Source organism: Shewanella nanhaiensis (assembly GCF_019457885.1).
Lineage (GTDB): Bacteria > Pseudomonadota > Gammaproteobacteria > Enterobacterales > Shewanellaceae > Shewanella > Shewanella nanhaiensis.
In genome coordinates this window covers 268963-291240 of record NZ_JAHZST010000006.1, presented here as the reverse complement: position 1 = coordinate 291240, position 22278 = coordinate 268963, and the positions used below count along the sequence as shown (strand labels likewise).

The 22278-nt window shown below is 42.7% G+C and carries 15 protein-coding genes and 1 riboswitch; of the genes, 8 read left to right on the top strand and 7 right to left on the bottom strand.

The features are described 5' to 3' along the window. Positions 1-2: 2 nt before the first annotated feature. A complete protein-coding gene (locus tag K0625_RS11005; protein WP_220109727.1) occupies positions 3-1037 on the top strand; it encodes a DcaP family trimeric outer membrane transporter in 1035 nt (344 codons plus the stop codon). A gap of 131 nt (positions 1038-1168) precedes the next feature. On the opposite strand, the gene K0625_RS11000 is transcribed toward K0625_RS11005, so the two are convergent. Next, complete coding sequence (locus tag K0625_RS11000; RefSeq protein WP_220109726.1) at positions 1169-1690, bottom strand: NADPH-dependent FMN reductase; 522 nt, start codon at positions 1688-1690, stop codon at positions 1169-1171. A 140-nt stretch (positions 1691-1830) separates the two neighbouring features. Between K0625_RS11000 and K0625_RS10995 the strand changes: the two genes are divergently transcribed. Together K0625_RS10995 and K0625_RS10990 are read left to right on the top strand one after the other, a co-directional pair. Continuing rightward, positions 1831-2742: a LysR family transcriptional regulator gene (locus K0625_RS10995; RefSeq protein ID WP_220109725.1), complete on the top strand. Its 912-nt coding sequence runs from the start codon at positions 1831-1833 to the stop codon at positions 2740-2742. A gap of 102 nt (positions 2743-2844) precedes the next feature. Next, the gene (locus tag K0625_RS10990; RefSeq protein WP_220109724.1) at positions 2845-5013 is read left to right on the top strand and encodes a cation:dicarboxylate symporter family transporter; all 2169 of its coding nucleotides are present in this window, start codon (positions 2845-2847) and stop codon (positions 5011-5013) included. Between the two features lie 315 nt (positions 5014-5328). Here the strand turns inward: K0625_RS10990 and K0625_RS10985 are convergent, their stop codons facing one another. The 3 genes from K0625_RS10985 to K0625_RS10975 all read right to left on the bottom strand — a co-directional run bounded on the left by K0625_RS10985 (position 5329) and on the right by K0625_RS10975 (position 7188). After that, positions 5329-5559 (bottom strand): hypothetical protein, encoded by a 231-nt coding sequence (locus tag K0625_RS10985; RefSeq protein WP_065204418.1) that lies wholly within the window; start codon positions 5557-5559, stop codon positions 5329-5331. A gap of 246 nt (positions 5560-5805) precedes the next feature. Next, positions 5806-6585, bottom strand: coding sequence for a CLCA_X family protein (locus K0625_RS10980; protein ID WP_220109723.1), 780 nt, complete (start codon positions 6583-6585; stop codon positions 5806-5808). 66 nt (positions 6586-6651) lie between these two features. Then, complete coding sequence (locus K0625_RS10975; protein WP_220109722.1) at positions 6652-7188, bottom strand: dihydrofolate reductase family protein; 537 nt, start codon at positions 7186-7188, stop codon at positions 6652-6654. A gap of 195 nt (positions 7189-7383) precedes the next feature. On the opposite strand from K0625_RS10975, the gene pyrC reads away from it, so the two are divergent. Next, the gene (gene pyrC, locus K0625_RS10970) at positions 7384-8418 is read left to right on the top strand and encodes a dihydroorotase (protein ID WP_220109721.1); all 1035 of its coding nucleotides are present in this window, start codon (positions 7384-7386) and stop codon (positions 8416-8418) included. Between the two features lie 167 nt (positions 8419-8585). Here pyrC and arcA read toward each other — a convergent pair whose 3' ends face one another. Then, positions 8586-9305, bottom strand: coding sequence for a two-component system response regulator ArcA (arcA, locus tag K0625_RS10965; protein ID WP_012326353.1), 720 nt, complete (start codon positions 9303-9305; stop codon positions 8586-8588). Positions 9306-9875: 570 nt separating this feature from the next. Here arcA and K0625_RS10960 point away from each other — a divergent pair. The 4 genes from K0625_RS10960 (at position 9876) to K0625_RS10945 (ending at position 13924) form a co-directional block, all read left to right on the top strand. Beyond that, the gene (locus K0625_RS10960; RefSeq protein ID WP_220109720.1) at positions 9876-10313 is read left to right on the top strand and encodes a DUF3293 domain-containing protein; all 438 of its coding nucleotides are present in this window, start codon (positions 9876-9878) and stop codon (positions 10311-10313) included. Positions 10314-10471: 158 nt separating this feature from the next. Next, positions 10472-10646: riboswitch (Lysine riboswitch) on the top strand. Between the two features lie 135 nt (positions 10647-10781). Beyond that, positions 10782-12134 (top strand): lysine-sensitive aspartokinase 3, encoded by a 1353-nt coding sequence (lysC, locus tag K0625_RS10955; protein ID WP_220109719.1) that lies wholly within the window; start codon positions 10782-10784, stop codon positions 12132-12134. 79 nt (positions 12135-12213) lie between these two features. Beyond that, the gene (locus K0625_RS10950; RefSeq protein WP_220109718.1) at positions 12214-13320 is read left to right on the top strand and encodes a succinylglutamate desuccinylase/aspartoacylase family protein; all 1107 of its coding nucleotides are present in this window, start codon (positions 12214-12216) and stop codon (positions 13318-13320) included. Between the two features lie 94 nt (positions 13321-13414). Then, positions 13415-13924: a hypothetical protein gene (locus K0625_RS10945; protein ID WP_220109717.1), complete on the top strand. Its 510-nt coding sequence runs from the start codon at positions 13415-13417 to the stop codon at positions 13922-13924. Between the two features lie 85 nt (positions 13925-14009). Here the strand turns inward: K0625_RS10945 and K0625_RS10940 are convergent, their stop codons facing one another. Together K0625_RS10940 and K0625_RS10935 are read right to left on the bottom strand one after the other, a co-directional pair. After that, positions 14010-17948, bottom strand: a complete 3939-nt coding sequence (locus K0625_RS10940) for a rhombosortase-dependent M36 family metallopeptidase (protein WP_220109716.1) — start codon at positions 17946-17948, stop codon at positions 14010-14012. A gap of 419 nt (positions 17949-18367) precedes the next feature. Continuing rightward, on the bottom strand, positions 18368-22165 hold the full coding sequence (locus K0625_RS10935; RefSeq protein WP_220109715.1) for a S8 family serine peptidase: 3798 nt from the start codon (positions 22163-22165) through the stop codon (positions 18368-18370). Positions 22166-22278: the final 113 nt, after the last annotated feature.

Below are 22278 nucleotides of genomic sequence, written 5' to 3'. Positions count from 1 at the left end.
ATATGAAAACTTCAACATTAGCCCTCATCACATTAGGACTCTTTAGCAGTTCGAGTTACGCAGCTTTCGAGTTTGATCTCGGTGAAGACAATAAGCTCAAATTCGGAGGGTATCTTAAAGCTGATGTCCGCCACGTATCCGGCGAAGTGCCTTATCGCCCATTTTGGATAGCATCGGGCGCTACAGGTGAAGACTCATCACAAACTAACTTCACCATGCGAGAGTCAAGATTTAACGCCAGCTACACCCATGGCAAGGTGATGGGATTTGTGGAGATGGATTTTTACGGCTCCGATGGCAGCGAGGCGATCGTCAATAACTACGACCCAAGATTACGTCACGCCTTTATCAAATATGACAACTGGCTTGTAGGTCAAACATGGTCAACCTTCATGCCACTGACAGCGATTCCTGAGACCTTAGATTTTGGTGGCCCCCATGTCGGTGAAGCCTTTATTCGTCAAACTCAGATCCGCTACACCTATGGTGGCTTTCAGTTCGCATTGGAAAATCCAGAAACAACTGGCGCCGACAACAAGAATGATGCTATTCCCGATATTGTTGGACGCTACATACATAAAGCTGATTGGGGAGAGATTGGGGTTGCCGCATTAGTCCGTCAACTTGACAGCGATGGCATAGATAAAACCACTGCCGCATTTAACCTTTACGGTAAGTTGTTAATTGGAGAAAGGGATGATTTTCGTTTTCAGGTCAATGTTGGAGAGTCAGGCAGGTATGTGGCACCGGGGCTGACCACAGATATTATTCCTGATGGTGACACTAGCGTACCGGAAGAGACCACGGCCTTTTACGCCGCCTACCGTCATTTCTGGAGTGAGAGTTATCGCAGCACCCTCTTTTACGGTCATGCAGAAACCGACATTCAAAATAGAGAGAGACAGATGTGGGGAGTAAACCTGATTAAACAGCTCACGCCACACCTGTGGACAGGGATAGAGATCGGTAATTATGAGGTCAGTGATGCCGATGCAGACTCAACTTACCTGCAGTTCTCAGTGAAATATGCTTTGTAAATCTAGGCTTTACCCATTTGAAATGGGCTAGAGATTCCATCCAAGGTCTCCCAACCTTGCTTTTAACATGAAACTTCATGTTACCGCTTAGTTAACGCCTAAGCGGTTTTTTTCAACTTGATATGTAAATATTAAAGCTTATTCACCGCATCATACAAAGCTTGCTTTAATTCTTCATTACGCAGTTTACCGGCTTCCATATCAAAGTTATCAAAGAAACTCGGGATAGATAGGCTCGCTTTAACATCACCAGCAAAGTGTGGTGCTGAACCTTTTGCAGCCGTTAATACGGTATTGGCGCCACCAGGCCCTGGAGAGGTCGAAAGTAGTACCATAGGTTTGTTTTGAAATACTTTTTGATCGATACGAGAGGTCCAATCAAACAGGTTCTTGTAAGCGGCCGTGTATGAGCCATTGTGCTCAGCGAATGAGATGATAATGCCATCGACTTCGCCTATTTTGGCAAAAAACTGCTGTGCCAGTTCAGGGTGACCTAACTCATCCTCCCTATCTTGACTGAAAAGTGGCATCTCATAATCATTAATATCGAGTACCTCTACATCGGCTCCTTCAACAAGTGAGGCAGCGTAAGTAGCAAGTTGTTTATTGATAGATTTTGAGCTGCTGCTGGCAGCAAGGGCTAATAGTTTCATGGGCTTCTCTCTTAATTAGTCATAATTCATTTAAAAGACGAGCTGCTGTCAGTGAACGACAACTAACAACTCAATGAGAAGCAGTGTATATTAACACTCAATTAAGATTAATAACCTCAATTCATAAAGACTATTTCCATATGACTATGAATAAACTATTTGATGGCGTAGTGATCTTCACTCAGGTGGTCAAAAGTGGTGGCTTCTCTGCGGCGGCCGAAGCCTTAGGGCATTCCACCTCTTACATCAGCAAAGAGGTGAACAAGCTTGAAAGTCGCCTAGGGGTAAGACTGCTTAACCGAACAACACGCTCTATTGGATTAACCCCAGAGGGACAAGCCTACCATCAACAGTGCCTTCAACTTGTTCAGGACGCAGAGCAAGCGGTTCAACTCATCACTCAACATGATGTCAGTCCAAAGGGGCATTTAAAAATCAGCAGCCCCGTGGGGTTTGCCAATAACTATCTGCGGCCTATATTGAGCCAGTATATGTTGAATTACCCCAATGTAAATTTAGAGTTAGATCTTAATGATCGCCGCGTCGATGTCATAAGCGAAGGCTATGACTTAGTGATTCGAGCCTCTGAGAACTTAGATGAATCTAGTCTAATCTGCCGTAAGATATACTCTTGCAAAGCCTACACAGTAGCAACGCCAGAGTACCTTTCCAAACATGGGCGACCCTATCACCCTCAAGAGTTAGCTAAACATAACTGCCTTTGTTACTCCAACCTAAAGCTACCCACACGTTGGCACTATAGCGACAAGCAAGGTAAGAGCTTTTTCGTCGATGTTCGACAAAAAGTTCTTTGTAATAGCGGTGAGATGGAGTTTGCAATGACCTTAGATGGCTTAGGGATCTGCCGCTTACCTGAGTTCTATCTGCAAGACACCCTAGAGACACGCCAGCTTGAGATCCTCTTTCCCGAGTACCCAACGACAGACATAGATGTGTTTGTGGTTTACCCAAGCCGTAAGCATCTATCACCTAAGGTCAGGGCCTTTATCGATTTGGTCGTCGAGCGACTTCCTCAATCAAAAACCAACTAATAGAATATGTTAGCATGTGACAGCACATTCATTGATATATTGACACTCTAATCACAGAGTTCACATCGATGATATTTCAGCTTGATATATGGACTTTTTAAAGTGATAAAAAAACTCTTTACCATGACTAGCTCATCTCAGATGTTAGTCGCCATGTTTATCGGTTTCGGCGTTGGGATCTTTTTCGGTGAGTCTGTTGGTTGGTTAAGCACCATAGGTAATGCCGTTATTTTATTGATGCAGATGACTGTGCTTCCTTATATCTTGGTCTCACTCATTGGCGGCATAGGTAAGCTGAAAAAGAGTACAGCTACCCTTATCTTTAGTCGTGCGGGTCTTATTATGCTTCTACTCTGGCTTTTGGCTTTAGTGACTATTGCACTGATGCCACTCTCCTTCCCCTTTGTAGAATCCGCCTCATTCTTCAGTACCAGCAGCATAGAGCCTGCTACAGCCATAGACTATTTTAAGCTCTATATTCCCTCTAACCCATTCGAGTCGATGGCTGCAGGGTATGTCCCCGCTATGGTGGTCTTTAGTATCGCCATGGGCTTAGCGTTGATCGGCATGGAGGGGGAGCATAAACAGCAGATATTAACCTTTATGCACACCAGCGGTGAGATCTTCTCCCGCATCACTCGAGGTCTGGTAAAGGTACTGCCTATCGGTATTTTTGCCATGTCAGCATCGGCTGCCGGCACAATGGGAGTGGATGAGTTTGCCAGTATGCAGGTCTACCTTATCAGCTATTTTGTGCTCTGTTTGCTGCTGACATTTTGGATCTTGCCTTGGATAGTCTCCTCCCTAACCCCCATCACCTTTCACCAGGCCCTTAGCATAGCGAAAGCGGGGATAGTGACGGCTTTCGCTACAGGTAATATCTTTATTGTTATCCCTGTGATTATCGAAGAGTGTAAGCAGATAATGGCGGAGCATAATCAGCTCACTGAAGATGGTGCAACCTTGATTGAGATCTTAGTGCCTATCGCTTTCACTTTCCCCAATATAGGTAAGCTAACGGTTATCCTATTTGTTTTTTTCGCAGGTTGGTTTAACGGTACTCCAGTAGATATCAGTGCTATTCCTTCGCTCTCTATCAGTGGGCTATTGTCGCTGTTTGGCAGTGTCTATGTGGCGATCCCATTTATGCTTGATCTGGTTCATCTTCCCTCAGATCTCTTCCAGTTATTTGTGATGTCAGGTTTTATTACCGGAAAATTTAACTCTATTGCCGCAGTAATGAACCTGTTTACCCTGACACTACTGACAGCGGCGCTATTTCACGGTTGCCTCAAGCTCTCTCCTCCCAGACTTATAAAAATGGGCCTAGGTATCGCAGCTGGAACCGCTATCATTATTGTACTATTGCGTGTTGGTATGGGGATGTTTATCCATAGTCCAGAGATCACCAGCGGCGTTATTGCCAATATGCAAGTTGCCGATAAGGTACCGACTACTGTAGAGAGGCAGTTCCCGCAATTAGGTAAGACTCCCACCCACCCCATTGCCGATCTGCAGACAATTCGTGCAAGAGGCACTTTGAGAGTCGGCTATATTCCTAGTAACGTTCCCTTTAGCTACTACAACAACGCGGGTCAGTTAGTGGGCTTTGATAGTGCAATGGCAACTAAGCTTGCTGAAGACTTAGATCTGAAAATCGAATTTATCCCTTTCCAGAAAGATAAGCTGGCACAATCACTTAAAGCGGGCTTTTTCGATATCGCCATGTCCGGTTTAGCCATGGATATCGAGCAGATGGATAAACTTAGCTATGCAGAGCCAGTACTTGAGCTAAACCTAGCCATAGCTACCCGCGATCATATGGTTAACCAATTTAAAAGCACCGAGAGCATCTTATCTTTAGAGGAGATGACCATAGCTTATGTTGAGCACAGCGATATTATCGAGGAGGCAAAGAGGAAGTACACTAACCTTAACTTTGTCAAAATTCCCGGTTATAAGAACTTTTTCAGACAGAAAAATGATAAATATGATGCCGTAGTCATCAGTGCTCAAGCAGGCTCTGCTTGGACTCTCTTCTTTCCGGGCTATGGTATCGCAATACTTGAGAACAGTGTCCGCTACCCTGTTGCCTACGCTGTGGCTCAGAACAATCAATCCTTACTTAACTATGTTAATAACTGGCAAAAATTACGTAAGGTCGATGGCCATCAAGATGCGATCTATAACTATTGGATGTTAGGGCAAGGGGCTATTGAGGATAAACCACGTTGGTCAGTGATACGTGATGTGCTGCACTGGGTGGATTAGATACAGACTCCATTGCTATCTCTGCTAGCAGGGTAATTGTCAGTGACCTACAAGGTCTTAAGCGTTCCATACGCTAAAAAGACATTCCCCATATCCATATGGGTCAACGGAGGAAATACTTCAAAATATATGGAGCATTTTAAGTAGAACATTTACGGCCAGACACAAACACTGCTCGTGATCCATCCATGGCGAGCAGCATAAGTGTTCAGACCTCCAAGGATGGAGGAAATGCCGATAAATGTCTGGAACATTTACGGCCAGACACAAAAAAGCGAGCTATTAAGCTCGCTTTTTTGTCACTAACAACGGATATTACATTCCGTGACAGTCTGCACACTCAGCCATGGTCAATGTCGCTTCATGAAGCTCCATATCCATTTCGTGAGCATCAGCAAAGCCGTGACAATCATTACACGTACCTAGTGTTGCTTCAGCTTCAACGTGGGTTGCCTGATCGATAGGCTCATGACAATCAGTACAGTCAACTGCAGCAGCAGAACCAGCAAAAACAAGAGCAGCAGCAAGCAGAGTTAGATATTTCATAGTCGTTCCTCAAAGATGGGGTAGATAACCCAGGCTACGGGGCTTTCGATACCTAACTTAGGTAAGTAACCCCTAGCATTTTGGCAGCATAGAGTAAGTTTGCTCACAACTCCTGCTCCCCGTTTAGTATTAGTTTTATCCATAATACTTAATTAAATCTTAATAAAAATGGGGGGTTCTCATTATTGCCAACTGGATCATCACCTATAGTGCAAAGCTGTGATCGCCATCAATTTACCTTCATGTCTATTCATGCTCAAGAGCTCTACCCAAAGGCTCAAAATAGCCAATAAGAGCAGCAAAAATCTGTTTTCTATGTTGAAGATCTGGATAACCACCAGCAGTTGCTAATAAAGAGGTCAAAGTCTCGTTGACTAAATAGGGATTACTAATATCAGGATATGATTCAATACACGCTTCAAATGCTCTTGCCATTAACTCTGTAGGTTTAGAAAAATATTGCCCTCCATATTGTTTATCGAGCGCTAAACCTCGGGTGACAAAATCATTAGCATCACCACCATCATCTGTCAGTAATGTAGTGGTGAATACCTGCTCTAGTCGCTGGTTTAACGGGTGCGCTATTGGCCTCACATCCGAGAGCCAACAATGACTGGCAAAAGATATCCCTACTGGGGATATATGGTAAGACTTAGATGAGATGTAGTGATCAAACGCATGCCAAAACTCATGGGCCAAAGCCCCTGCTCCCGCATTTTTTGCCAAAGCAAGTTCACGGTGCGCGGGAACATAATGAGCTTGTACCCCTTTTTGTCCCCCGCTACCAAATGCCAGATTAAGTGTCTGCCTCAAACCTAATGCATGGGGAGGAAGTTTAAGAATAAAGGCGAGGTCGGCTAAGGAGTCAAAGATAAGATTAGCCGCTTTATGCTTCTCATCCTCTTCGACCCAGCTACCAATACGGATATGGTTTAGATTAAAAGTTTGTTTTATATCGTTAAAGCTAACCTGCTCACCGAAGCGATAATCGGGCCCTTCCCTTCGATACTCTTTATGCTTTAACACTTTCGCTCTTCTTACCTCTTGTTACTTTTCGATGGAAAAATAGTATATCTGTTATATGACAAGGATTTAATCACGTGCCCTCAAGTAATAATTCTTAACAACACAATCTAACAGTGGCTCACTCTTTACATAGCTAAATTTCAAAGGTTCAAGCAGCTCACCAAACAGGGGGGAACCACCACCCAATAGCACCGGGATAGTAGTGATGATCATCTCATCAATAAGATCCGCTTTAAGGAAGTTTTGTATCGTAACTCCGCCGTCAATATAGAGATTGTTATGTCCTAGAGCTTTGATCTTCAACATCACCTCTTTGGGAGTACCATTAAGTAAAAAGGCCTTACCTTCGACCCCTTCAGGCAGTTGAGTTAACCTATTACTCAATACAAATACAGGTTTATTATAGGGCCAGTCGACACCAAAACTAAGTACCGTCTCAAAGGTATTTCGTCCCATCACTAACCCATCAACACGCTCCATTAGTTCACCAAAGCCCATATCTGAACCTTCAGGGTTTGGCAGCTCATGCAGCCAATCTACACTGCCATTTTTATCGGCAATATATCCATCTAGGCTGGCTGCGATATACACGATATTACTCATAGATAGCTCTCTCACTGTTAGGCTCAAAAATTCAGGTATTAAACATCTCGTTCATTGGTTTAGGAAAGGCTGTCCTGTGCTGGTTGGGATTGTAGCAAAACAATAAACTCAGCTATCAAGAAAATTCAATTTCTGGCATAATATCGCGCACAAAATAGCTAGTTATGTCTTGCCGTAAACCCATAGGAACTATAGATGACGCAGATCACCCTACTTACTCCCGATGATTGGCACCTTCACTTCCGTGATGGTGATATGTTACAAGAAACCGTTCCGGCCACAGCTCGACTGTTTCAGCGCGCTATTGTTATGCCAAACCTGCTACCTCCTGTCACAGATGCCAAACTTGCGTCAGCCTATCGTGAGCGTATTCTAGCGGCACGTCCTGAAGGCTCAAGCTTCGAGCCTCTGATGACTATTTTCCTTACCAATGACACCAGTAAGCAAGATATTATTGATGCTAAAGCGGCTGGTGTTGTTGCAGCTAAACTCTATCCTGCAGGTGCAACCACCAACTCTGATGCGGCAGTAAAAGGCCTCGATGCCCTGTTTCCTATATTTGAAACCATGGCAGAGATTGGCATGCTGCTCTTAGTTCATGGCGAAGTGACTGAGTCACATATCGATATTTTCGATCGTGAAGCACTGTTTATCGAGCGTAATTTGTCACGAATAGTTGATGCTTTTCCACAACTTAAAGTGGTTTTTGAGCATATCACCACCAAGGAAGCAGCGGAGTTCGTGACCTCTGCATCTGACAATGTGGCAGCGACTATCACTCCACAACACCTACTGCTGAACCGTAATGATTTGCTAGTCGGCGGCGTTCGTCCTCACAACTTCTGTCTACCAGTACTCAAGCGCAACATACATCAAGAGGCCCTAAGAGCCGCAGTTGCAACGGGTTCAAGTAAATTCTTCCTAGGTACAGATTCAGCGCCTCACGAGAAACACCGTAAAGAGTCAGCTTGTGGCTGCGCAGGCTGTTACAGCGCTTGGAGTGCACTTGAACTCTACGCTCAAGTATTTGATGATTTAGGTGTGATAGAGAAACTTGAGGGCTTTGCTAGTACGCATGGTCCAGATTTTTATGGTCTACCAAGAAATACAGGTACGGTCACGCTAGTGAAAGAGAGCTGGACGGTTCCAAGTGAGATCATTTTGCCAAATGGCAATCCAATCGTCCCTTTTTTCGCCGGCGAAGAGGTCAATTGGAAAGTAAAAGTTTAAGCGCCTAAGTGCTATGATGAATAAAAAAGCCTGCAACTGCAGGCTTTTTTTAACTTTAACTGTGCTTTTTACTGTTAAAAATAAACAAAAACCAGTAGCTTTTTGGGCTACTGGCTTTAAAAGTGTCAACGTCTAATCAGACATAGATAGAGGGATAAGCGCTAGCTTTATGCCTCTTCTAAGTTACCGCAGAAACGGTAACCTTCACCGTGAATAGTTGCGATAATTTCTGGCGTATCAGGCAAGCTTTCGAAGTGCTTGCGGATACGACGGATTGTCACATCGACAGTACGGTCATGGGGCTTAAGCTCACGACCAGTCATCTTCATTAGCAGATCAGCACGGCTTAAGATCTTACCTGGATTCTCAACAAAGTGCAGCATAGCGCGGAATTCACTACGTGGCAGCTTGTATGATTCGCCTTGTGGGCTAACCAATGAACGGCTATTGATCTCTAAGCTCCAACCGTTGAAACGGTAGAACTCGACAGCGCTTTTCTCTTCAGACTCAGCACCTGTGCTATTAACACGAGTTAATAGGTTACGGGCACGAATCGTCAATTCACGTGGGTTGAATGGCTTAGTGATATAATCATCAGCACCAATTTCAAGACCTAAGATCTTATCAACTTCGTTATCACGGCCTGTTAGGAAGATTAGACCGATGTTGTTGATTTCACGAAGTTCACGTGCTAACAAAAGACCATTTTTACCAGGAAGATTAATGTCCATAACGACTAAATTAATCTTGTTTTCCTGCATGGCTTTATGCATCTCTGCGCCATCATTAGCTTCAGTTACCACATATCCTTCGGCCTCGAAAATACTTCTTAGCGTGTTCCGGGTAACGGCTTCATCTTCTACGATTAGAATGTGCGGGTTTTGCATATTAATTTACCTAATTTTGTTCAATTCTGTTCTAACCATGAGCGCACTCAATGCGTAACGCTCGAACTCGTCTTGATGACAATTTACCGATCTAGTAGTGCTTTCAAATCTGGACTGAAACAGCAACACACTTCCATGATGGTAAAGTATGCGTATCTCATTTAATAGAAACGCGAACTGTATTCACTTCGATTAACAATAGGGGAGTTAAGTTCCCTATAAAATTAAATAAAATGAAGTAAAAATGTGAAATGCAGTCTAGCTCACATTTTGTACAGGAATTTGGCTAACTCTTGCTTCGATATTAAGTACCAATCTAACAAAATGCTTTCCATTTTTTATCAATGGTCATCGAACCAAGTGAAGCTATTGTACTCGTTTTAGGCATTTGTTAACAAATGAAATGTTAACAAATTTACTTACGGATATGAGCTTGATCACACTTTAAAAACTAAGTAACTGATTTTATTGAAAGTGGCAAAAAAGAATTGTGTGACCCACGTCACACCACTAGGAAGATTATTTCAATTAGGTATAATCTTTTGGATCTAATTGGAAGGTATGATGCAAATGAATCAGTCGAATAATCAGCTTTGGCAATGTTATCAAAATGCACGATTTCTATTTACTCAGCCCCTCTCTTGTGAAGTTTCCTTTGCCATCATTACCGCCCATAATCCTAAAGGCGAGATCCTCTCAGCCTGCCAAAATCGACTTTTAGATAGACAACTACAACATGAGATAGAGCAGCTCAGACAACCATACCGTGCCATGGTCGGAACTTCAGTTGATAACAGTCATATGGAGAAAAGCTGGGCAGTGTCGACCACCAAAGATTCAGCCTTACATCTAGGTCGCATGTTTAATCAAAACGCTATCTACTATGTGGAACATGATAACTTGCAGCTTGTCCCCTGTCTTCTCTCCCCTCTTCACCATAAAGAACAACTCATCGGCCACTTCTCATCCAGAGTTAACTTAGTTAATGAGCTCCCCGATTACCTCTGACAAATTCTCACAATAAACCACTTAAATGCATACTTTCTAGGCGTTATATGCTGTTTTTAACTGTTATTGGTTAATATCTGTTTTAGCCATTGACTTAATTGCTTAAAATTTGATAGTTTTTGCTTTCCTTACTCTGCGGTTAACAATCGGTAGAGGCGAGGTACAGAAGAGGTGCGTTAGCTAGGTAGTAAGTCTGAGAAGTCCAAACTTTGATGATGGCTTATGAGGGAGATTAACGCCGAGGTGTTGCAGTGTTTGGAATCACTCAATATCGGTCGAATGGGCTGAATCCCATAGATTGTCACCTTTTATTGGTGGAGAGCTTCTGGTGGTGATATCTGTTTCCCTTCTATAGGGTGCGTAATCTTTGCACCAGGCTCTTCGAACGAAGTTAGTTCGGAGCGTGATCATGTTATTTTTCCAAAGCTGTTTTTCTCGTCTGTTTCCTAATTCAATGGAGGCAGCATAATGTCATTAATTGTAGCTAAATTTGGTGGAACCTCAGTTGCCGATTACTCAGCAATGAGTCGCTGTGCTGACATTATTATTGCCAACCCTAATACTCGAGTCATCGTTGTCAGCGCTTCAAGCGGGGTAACCAACCTCTTAGTTGAATTGACTCAAGAGCAGACAACCGACGAGCGCAGAAAACAGCTCATTAAGCAGATAGCACATATTCAATATCAAATTTTAGATGATCTTGGCAGGCCTCAAGAGGTTGCAGCCCGTCTCGACAATGTGTTGAGCCGTATTGCAATACTCAGTGAGTCCCTAAGTAGTAATAGGTGCAAAGCAACAATGGATGAGCTCTTAGCACAAGGGGAGCAATGCTCATCGGCGCTTTTTGCTGCCGTACTGAGAGAAAAAGGGGAAACCGCTAGCGCCTTTGATGTTAGACAAGTGATGCGTACCGATAGTCACTTTGGACGGGCAGAGCCTCAGATTGAAACCATTGCCAAGCTTGCAAATGAACAACTGTTCCCCTTATTAAGCTCACAACGAATTGTGACCCAAGGTTTTATTGGCGCCGATGAAGCAGGCTCTACGACCACCCTTGGCCGTGGTGGCAGCGACTATTCAGCAGCCCTGTTAGCCGAAGCCTTAAAAGCCACAGCTGTTGAGATCTGGACAGATGTTGCTGGTATCTACACTACCGACCCTCGCCTTGCCCCTAACGCCTCACCTATTGCAGAGATCAGCTTTAATGAAGCTGCAGAGATGGCGACTTTTGGCGCAAAGGTACTGCATCCAGCAACTATTTTACCCGCCGTTAGACAGAAAATTCAGGTATTTGTAGGCTCAAGCCGTGAACCAGAACGTGGCGGAACTTGGATCCGTCACCAGGTTGAAAAGGCGCCAGTTTATCGCGCTGTCGCGGTGCGCCGCGATCAAACCTTACTTAATCTACACAGCTTGCAGATGCTCCATGCTCAAGGCTTTCTTGCCGAAACCTTTGCCACTCTTGCTCGGCACAAGATAAGTGTTGATTTGATCACCACATCTGAGGTTAATGTCTCTTTAACCTTAGATAAAACAGGATCGGATTCTGCTGGTAATGGTTTACTGAGTGAAGCCTTACTACAGGAGTTATCTCAACATTGCCGAGTTAGAGTTGAGGACAACTTAGCCTTAATCGCCATAGTGGGAAATAAAATTGCGTCGACGCCAGGAGTTTGCCGCCGGGTATTTGAAGTATTAGAACCCCATAACGTCAGGATGATCTGCCAAGGTGCCAGTCCCCATAATTTGTGCGTACTCGTGGCTGAATCTGAAGCGGCTCAAGTGGTCGGTGCGCTACACGAAAATCTGTTCGAAGCTTAATGCTTTCCTTCTAGATTTTAGGTTCCAGATGTTAGCTTTTAGGCGCTAAGTTTTAGCTGTTAGATAAGAAGGATAGATAATGCGTGTTTCCCAAACCTCATTAAAAGTTGGCGAGCTTGCCACAGGTCAAGACCTCACCATCCCCATATTCAGCCTTAAGGCTGAATATGGCACTGCACCGAATGTCTATATTCAGGCTAACGTGCATGGCGCTGAAGTTCAGGGCAACGCCGTTATCTATCAACTTATACAGTTACTAGAGAGCTATACCCTGCGTGGCGATATCACACTGGTGCCTCTGGCAAACCCTTTAGGCATAAATCAAAAAAGTGGTGAGTTTACTCTAGGACGATTTGATCCCATTACAGGGGTTAACTGGAATAGAGAATACCTTGATCACAAATTGGATATTGAAGCTTGGTACAGTGAGAACCAAAGCCTCTCTAATGATCAGATAATCCATGCTTTTAGAGACTGCTTGCTTGAGTCTTGTCAAACGCGACTAAATAGTGAATGGGGAGTCACAACAGGCCACCAGCAAGCAATACTTTTACAATCAATGGCACATAAGGCTGATATTGTACTCGACCTTCATACTGGGCCTAAGTCCTGCAAACACCTCTACTGCCCCGAGTATGATGCAAAAGCAGCAGCCTTTTTCTCTATCCCCTACACCTTAATGATCCCCAATGATTTCGGTGGTGCCATGGATGAATCTGTTTTTTGTCCTTGGTGGCAACTGATAGAGTTTATGGGTACTAAGGGAAGAAAAATTGAGATACCTGTATCAGCCTTTACACTAGAGCTAGGCTCTCAAGAAAATATTAACCTCGACGATGCACTCATCGATGCCAAGGGCATACTCGCTTACTTAAGTCACAGAGGGGTAATCACTGAAAAAGTAGAGCCTGCAATGATGTCACGCCATGCTTGCTATTTAAGAGATTACAAAAAATATCACTCCCCCCTAGGTGGCATGGTGGAGTATCAAGCTGAAGTAGGAAAACCACTAAAAGCTGGAGAGCCACTAGCCAATATACTTAGGTTAGATCTTTACGGCAGCGACAAGGTCCTCACCTCACTCAAGCTAGAGCAAGACTGCGTCCCAATACTCCATTTTGCCTCAGCATCGGTTTATCAAGGAACTGAGCTCTATAAAGTGATGACGAATCTGTTTGAGATTTAGCAGGGTCATTTAGCAACAAGACATTGGCTAGCTCTAGATGTTACGATTATGTTTACTGCAAAATATAAATATATCGGCCAACATAGGGATTATTATGAAAAAAGCCATGTTGAGTACCCTGTTAGTACTTTCTACTGCATGTTCAACAGATAAAATCGACAAAACTGAAACACCAAGTGTAATGCCAGTAGAAACGAGCACGTCAACAGTCATAACAAAAGATGAAGCTGTTAATAAAAAGAAGTTACTTATCACTGAACAAGATAAGAAGACACAGAACAAAACCTATAGTTATCAATTAAATGATCAAAAATTCACTTCTAACGCTAAAGTTTTAGTGAAAGGAAGCTCGGTATCAAGCCCTATCATGTCAGAATCAGGGGTTTTAAAAGGAAGCTTTGTCGTTATCACAACAGCCAAAACAGAAAGTTTATCTACCCATTACAAAGTGAATAAAATAGCTAAAAACACCTACCGATTAATTCCAATAAAAAATCAAACAGATCTATATAACCTTTATTCAAATTTACTCAAAAACAGTGAACTCTCTCGAGTCGAAATTGAGATTGATTACAGTCGAGCTTCAACTGCGCAGAGTTACTGATTATTTGACTGTTAATCATAAAACATAGACATAAAAAAGAGCCATAACCTAATAGGTTATGGCTCTTTTCTTTAAGGCTTAAGTGTTACTTACGACGACGAAGAAGCGCCAACGGAAGTAATAACAGAGTAAGTAAACCTGTAGAACCGCCTGAACCTTTGGCTAAAGGCTCTTTTGGCGGCACAACCTCAGGTATATCCTTCACCTGAACGCTTACAGTAGAGACAACATCTCCAGTTCCATCATTTACTGTTACAGAAAACTCTAGAGTTTCATCACCACTAACGTCAGGAGCCGTAAAGCTCACTTCACTTGTATCTGCACCCGTTAATGTGGCAGTAGTTCCTGATGTCTGTGTCCATGCATATGTATGGGTATCATTAGCATTTGGATCGACAGTCACAGAAGTTAATGTTACAGCTTCACCTTCATTTACACTTTCAGCACTCGCACTTGTTGTTACACTAGGCAAGCGGTTATCACATGCAAATGTGTCACCAGCGACAACATCAGAAAATAAGCTTGTCTGTGTATTGGTGAAGGTAATGTCATCAATGTACCAACCTGAAGCAAAACCAGACACTGGATCTGGAACTACAGCTGAATCTGTCGCAATACGGAAACGGAATTGAACTTGGTTACCATTTAAACTCTCGCCAAAGTTAATTGTTTCCCATCCATAGTTGAATCCAGAGAATGTCTCACGACCAGCAATAGCCGCTTCCGTGTTATCAAGGCCTGTATCAGTATAACCATCACCTGTAAAGGTCGCCCCCATGTCGGTAACATCAACCCAGTCACCACCATTAACACTAACCTCAACAACTGCTCCATCATAACCTTCTTCTAGGTTATATAGATGCCAGAAGCTAACTGTAAACTCCCCATCAAAGCCAACAGATGTTGGGCGTGTTTCGTACCCGACATCTGATGTGAAACTATTACCAGTTCCAGAGATCAATCCATCAGTGGCATTCCACTGATCTAGGCCAAATGTTCCCTTGGCCATATCACCGCCAGCTATAACGGTTTCAGTGAAGTCATTCAATCTAGAGAGCGTATTTAAGTCCTCATACTGAGTACTTCCAACTAACTCACGAGTTTCAAAGTCCACATTAACTGTTGTAGAAAGCATATATTCATCGGCTTCCATACCTTCAACAAGTTCTGGCACAAACTTAAGTACTAATTCATCACCAGTAGCGGCTTCATTAAGTGTAAACTCAATTGGAGAGCTAGTCGTTGACCCAAACAGAGCAACATCATCAAATGTAACCATACCTTCATTGGCAAAAGTAACATCATGATCGCTTTCCACAACAATTTCGCCAGTAAGGCCCGTTAACGCTTGGTTACCACCATTTTGAATGGTAAAGCTAACAGTACCTGTTTCGCCTTTATCTAGAATGTTATCACTTGAGCAGTAACCGACAGTCATACCTTCATAATTAGTATCTAACTCATGCTCAGCCACTGTATAAGTCGCTAAATCAGTTTTATATGATTCAACAACACCTGCATGGTCTGTTGAAAAACGACTCGGTGATTTTGCACCTAATCCCATACCACGACGTGCAAATGCACCAAGAATAACTTTATAATCATCTTCATCATTTGCGTAGGCTGCCGCTAATAATGCATCTCGACCTTCGGTAAAGGTTGGAGCCATAGGCATCATCTTATACCCAGCTACAAGATAATCCTTCATTAAATCTTTAGCTTCATCAAACGTATGACGTTCATCATTAACTAAACCAATAAATGCATCCCATAACATAACCCCATAAACCGAGCCTGAGCCATGTACTTGAGGATTAGTTTCAACATAAGCAAATGTCGACGGATTAATATCCATATTAGTAGAGTATGGGAATTGACGAATACCATTAACAAAACTAGCAACATAGGTAGTATCACCATAGCTTCCAGCATAGTTTTCATTACCAGTAACTAAATTATCCGCCTCTTCAGAGCCAAAGAGTAAAGCATGGAAGTCACCAAAACCTTCGCCCATTGAACGAGCCTGATTACTGCTAAGTCCTGAACCATTACCTACTAAGCGGTTACTGATGTAGTGGCCCCACTCATGAGCAACAATAGCGTTATCCCATGAACTATCTTTAAATACTCTCGATAGATCATTTTTGAATATATTGACTGTTACAGTTTCATCCGCATCTAAAAGTGCATAAATTGCAGCACCTTCGTTTTGAGAAACCATCATACTTGGGATAGTGATAGTGTCATCACTTCCCCCCATGGTTATTGTTGCATCACCATCTTTATTATTGGCTATAATCACAGCAATAGAGCCAGCATCCTGAGCATTTTTAACTTTTTGAGTAAAGTTACAAGCACCTCGATCAATAATTGCAATCTTACCTGCGAGATCAGCACCATTTGTCGCTGCTTCACACCCATCATTAATTGGATCGGTAGCATCAACAAGTCGAATTAAATCCCCTGAAACTTCGAATACATCAGGGCCAAAACCTGCAAAGCCTAAATCTTCTAACATGCCGATAGATGCATGAGATGTTGCTGTTACGCCAAAATCAACGCCATTTACTGCTTGAGTCGTTTCCCATAAATACATCTGCATACGTGGCGAGCCACCATCAGCTGGTGTACTCATATTTGCATTGTTAAAGCCAGAGTTATCTTGCACTTCAACATTAAGCGCATCTCCCTCCACACCACCACGATCATAGTTTAACGCCTGTGCATTACCCGATGCTTCATCGAAACCATGATCATAATAGTCATCATGCAGATAGTTATTCATCAGGAACAAGTTAACAATCGCAGCCTTACGATTATTTACTGAATACTCTGCCTCACTATCATCATATTTGTAATCAAATGTATTACTGCTCGTAGTTTCAGCTAGATAATCACCATTAGTTAATCCCTGCGGTGCAATAGCATCAACATATGCTGTCACGTTATTACCCATAGTCGAAGTTGCATCATCAGCTAACCAAGGATCCATGGTACTTATCGGCCCATGAGTTAACGTTACCATTGGCGCATCTAAGTAAGGTGCTGTTAAGTAAGCATCAACATCGCTTCCTTCAGGGGCTGGCATAACATTACCGTGAGGGCTATCCCATGGTTTGCCATCTTCATCCGCATATATACGATAATTAAAATCAGCTGCGTGACTTGTTAGATTCTTCTTAAATAAAATTTCCCCTGTTTTTGCAGAGATGACGTAGCTGAAATATTCCGATTCACGGCTATCGCTCGCACCAGTTTCAATTTCAACATAATGCGCTGCAACCAGTTTATTTTTATGCTCGAAGAAAACTTTTTTAGCTCTAGGCTCACCTACCAAGATTTTATCCGTAGCCATGTTCGTAACAGTAAACTTTTCATACTTACCACTTGAAGGCTGGGCACTGAGTGTCACAGAGCCCTTATCTCCTCCCATAGCACTAAATGCTGCACTGATCGACTCAGATGCATCTCCAAATGCACCCTCGATATCTTTAATTGCTGAAGTAACAGTTGTAGCCGCTCTTTGAGAAGCAAAATAACCTGATGACGCAACCAGATTAAACTTCCTATCCATCATGATATTAAACTCACGATTAAAGACTTCTACACCAGACACTTCTTGCTTGTATTTCGCAATAATTGAACCACGGCCTAAATCATGAGTATTAACTAAAACAGATTGGGCGACACCGCCTTTAGAAGATGAAAATCCCGTCAATTGGCCTAAGTAATAATCTGCAGCATGTGAAACTTTATTCTCTAGCGAGACAGCGCCTAAACTTGGAACGGACTGGTTTTTACCCGCCCATCTAAAAGTCGTTTTACCTAATTGAGCATCATATTGGTTACTCATTCCACTTGCTGTAGCTACATTAGTTTGTTGATTTTGTTTTTTTATAACTTGAGCATTATCAAATGATTTATAATTGGGGGCGGTTTTAAAATCACCACTTGACGCACTTAGTGTGACGCCTGCTAGCGCAGTACCAATAACTGTGGCTATCACTGTTTTATTAAAGTTCATGTTTAGTCCTTATATCCTCTATTTATTATTTTCACCTCTATTTATCCAAGAGGCGTGAACAACTTGTACCACAAAGTGAACACAATGTTAAACAAATAGAGGTGAACAACACAAAGAGGCAACAAAGCCGCAAAAAGTTTAAGCGTTCGAAATGAAAAATGTCAAAAATAGATAAGGTACTGGTTTTAAAAGGGGGATTAATACATGTATCCACTAGACACCAGAGATGAATTAGGTCTAAATAAAAACTTGAACTTCATTACCTAACATTTGGCACTTCAAGTTTACAGTATCTTAAGTAGTGATTAATTTAAAGAAACTAAAAATACAGAACTGGCACATTACAGCTAACATAACGCAAAGCATATAAATGAAAAAGGCTAACATTCGTTAGCCTTTTATTAGATTACTTAATATTATCAACCACGGAGCTTACGTCTCATCCAAACAAGCGGAAGTAACAAGGTTGCAATCCATCCCATAGACCCACCACCAAAATCTGGCGTTTCTCTTACGGTAACAGTCGTCATTGAGGTATCAGAATTTCCATTACCATCAGAAACGGTTAACTCAAATGATAAAACTGTACTTTGACCATTCACCTCAGGAGCATCAAAAGTAACACTCTGACTATTGGCTCCTAGATCAACATAAGCACCACCAGTTTGTTTCCACTGATAGGTCAATTCATCATCATTCCCGTCATAAGATGCACTCCCATCTAGCGTGATCATTGCGCTATCCGTAACACTCGTAGGAGCGTCAATCATGGCAACAGGTGCAACTTCCATCACACCAAATTTAATGGTCTCTTCAATTACATCAGAGCCAAGTTCGTTAGTTAATTTCAGTGCATATGCATCACCCGCTTTCGTTGGTATTAAGTCAAAACCAACAGAAAGGCTTTCGCCGGAAGCTGCAGCTTGAGTCACACTCCAAGTGATCGTATTTCCTTCATGAGAACCATCGTTAGAGATATTATCAACCTTGTGACCTGCTGACATCTGAGCTGTAAATGTGTATTCCCTATCTTCATCAGAGAAGTTAGGCTCAACATCAAAGCTAACTCGACTCGCTTCACCAGCAGTCATAGCATCAGATAAATTGGTGATATGAGTGACATCATCCTTACGAACTAAGCTATAAGGAACTTGCAACATAGCACTCTTATCGCCAGACTCAAGAATAAGAATACCTGAAGAGCTCTTATCAGTATCCCAATCAAAAGTGAGGCTAAACTCTCCTTCATCTTCAGATACTTTAACAGATACATCATCACTCAATGATGCTTCATCAGCCACGACAGAAGTGACTTTTACTGTTACGTCATCTGAACCACCTGGAGTAGAGGCTTTATAACCATCAACGACTATGTAGTATGTACCTGCTGGTAAATTAGTAAATGAAACAGACTCATCAGAATCAGGCCCACCGCTGCTTCCTATTTTAGTGAAAGTGCCATTAAAAATACGCAAATCCACATCCGGAGCGGTCTCAGAAGAAGTAGAAAATATAACATTAGGAACAACTTCATCAAATTCAACTACAACTACCTCAAAGTCATCTTCAGGTACAGAAACTGTTGTTGGTTCAATCAAGTTAGAAGCTTTATCATAAACTCCAGCTGTAATAGCCGATAGCTCGCTTGCAACAAACCCCGTATAAGTCATGCTACCTTCGGTTCGACCTGCAGTAATCGATACACTAGCAGGTAAATTATTACCATTACTCATAACGGCTACAGGCAATTTAACTTCTGGCATACCGGAAGCAACAAGCTTAATATTAGCAAAATTCCAGCCAGCACTTGCAGCGGACACATCAGCCGTGATTGTTAGATCTTGTGTTTCGCCTGCTTCTAACTCAAAACTAGCAGGAGATACGCTAAGTGCTAAACCATCGGTAACTCCAAGGGTACTAGCGCTCCATGTTCCAGCTTTAGTCGCCTTAACAGTACGAGTCCAAGTACATTCACCCACACACTTAGCATTAGCCATAGTTGGTAAATTAATCTGTGAAGGTTGTCCATTTAACCCTGGATCAGCTTTCACATAATTAACATAGGTCTCATCCATGACTAGACCTGATTTAGCCGCGGCCTCTATATCTGCATAACCAGCTCCCATATCAAAGAAGTCTGATGGAGTTTCACCATCCTCTTTAAATGTGGCTTGGTTTGCAGTCATCATTAGCGCAGATTGAACTTCAGCAGGAGTCCATTCAGGGTGAATGCCTGCAAGTAAAGTTAACGCACCTGCAATATGTGGACTTGCCATCGAAGTTCCACTTAAGAAGCCATAATCATTCGGATCAGGAAACTGTTTGAAAGCATCTGATTGATCGTCAGCATAAGCGGCAAAAATACTAACACCGGGAGCTGCAATTGATGGTGCAATCACATCTGGTACAGACTTATTTGGACCACGAGAAGTAAAACCTGCAGCGATTCGAGCAAATTCATCGTCATGAACAACTTTAGTGCCCGTAATACTAGCTTGATGTCCAGTACCACTTGCTAACCAAGCGCGTAGCATATCACCGTCATCAGCATCAATATGAATGGCGGGTAATACATGAGCATCAGCAACAACGTTTGTTGCCTCATCTTCTCCATGTATGTTAGCCAAAACCAAACCAGCAGCACCACCCGCTTTCACATGACGGCCCTTATCAACACGAGCAATTTCACCACGATCACAGACAACTATAGTGTCAGCTGCAAATGTGTTTTCAGGAAATGGCTCCAAACACTGGGCAGGATCGTTATCAGGATCATTTCCATTATCAAAGCTTCCGGCATAGACGATTGAGCCAGTAACAGCTCCAGTCATCGCCTTACCAGTCAGATCTTTAGGCGCCTCTGTATCACCACCAGTAAAGCTACCAACGGTTTTGTCAGAAAAATCTCTGTCATGGGTATAAGCAGCAACGGTCGTTAGCCAAGGTGCATCACCTGGTGAACCTACAGTTTCTGGACCTGGACCATCATTACCAGCAGAAGTGGCAACGTGTATACCCGCTTTACGTGCAGATAAAAAAGCTAATGCATCAGCACTATTCCATGGGTTTCTAGAACCACCACCAATAGAGTAGTTAAGTGCATCGACACCGTTTTCAATTGCATGCTCAACTGCAAGAACGGTTAATGAAGGTAGACAACCTGCAAATCCAATATCATCATCCTCGCCTGGAAGACATACCTGATAGGAGACTATGTTTGCGTGTGGCGCAACACCTGACATAGATTCAAATACAACACCAGTCTCTCCACCATCAACATCTGGCACATTAACATCTTTAAGTACGTTACCAGCTGTTGTACCAGCGGTATGTGAACCATGACCATTGTGATCTTCACCGTTTGGTGGAACATCCAGATCATAGTCTAAATACTCATCGGTTACGGCAGGCCAACTATGTACACCAATCAACTTATCATTACAAAGCTCAGGGAAGTCTCCAGCACAATCACCAGAGTAAGTACCTTGACCCCATGGGTTCGTGTGATCGTAATCATCACCACCAATATCAGCAAAAGATGGGTGATCTGCATTGATACCTGTATCTATGATACCAACAATCATCCCCTCACCTTGACTCGCAGTTCCCGTTGCTTCACCACTCCATACTGCGGGCGCTTTAATTATCGCTGGACCTGAATCTGTCATGGTTTTGCGCAGAACTTCCCTTTGAATATTCGCAATACCAGCAACTTTAGACAACTTAGCCGCTTGAGCTTGGGTCATCTCAACAACCATACCGTTATAAGCAAGTGTTGTTCTTTGCTTTATATTCAGCTCCCCTAGTAAAGAGGTTGCTTTAGCAATAACACTGTCTTGACGAGAGTTCAGAAAAGAGCGGTATGACTTAACACTTTTACTGTTTACATCTAGTTTTCTACTTTTACCTTTAACGCTATCAGAAGACGTTGCTTTATAGCCTTCGATTCCACCTTGATAAAGAGCAACTGGATTTTCAATTAGACGTACAAAGTATCTATGAATTCCCGAGCCTAGGTTAGCCTCTGGAGTAAACACAGCATGGGTACGTACCACTTGATTTCGTGTATCTGACTTAGAGTCTACAGTGGGGATCTGTGCTCTAACTTCAGCTGATTTAGATAACACTGCATTGTTCTCACTGTATGGATGCCCTGCAGCATTGACAGACATGGAGAGTAGCGCAGTAGACACTGCAATTGCGATTTGAGTTTTCACTTGTCAATTCCTTAACACTTTATAGTGTTTTGTTATATTCCATATTTACTACTACCAACTCAGCTCCCCTCTTATCCCGAAGAAATACTAAGTTAAAGGAAAATCCTTAGTAG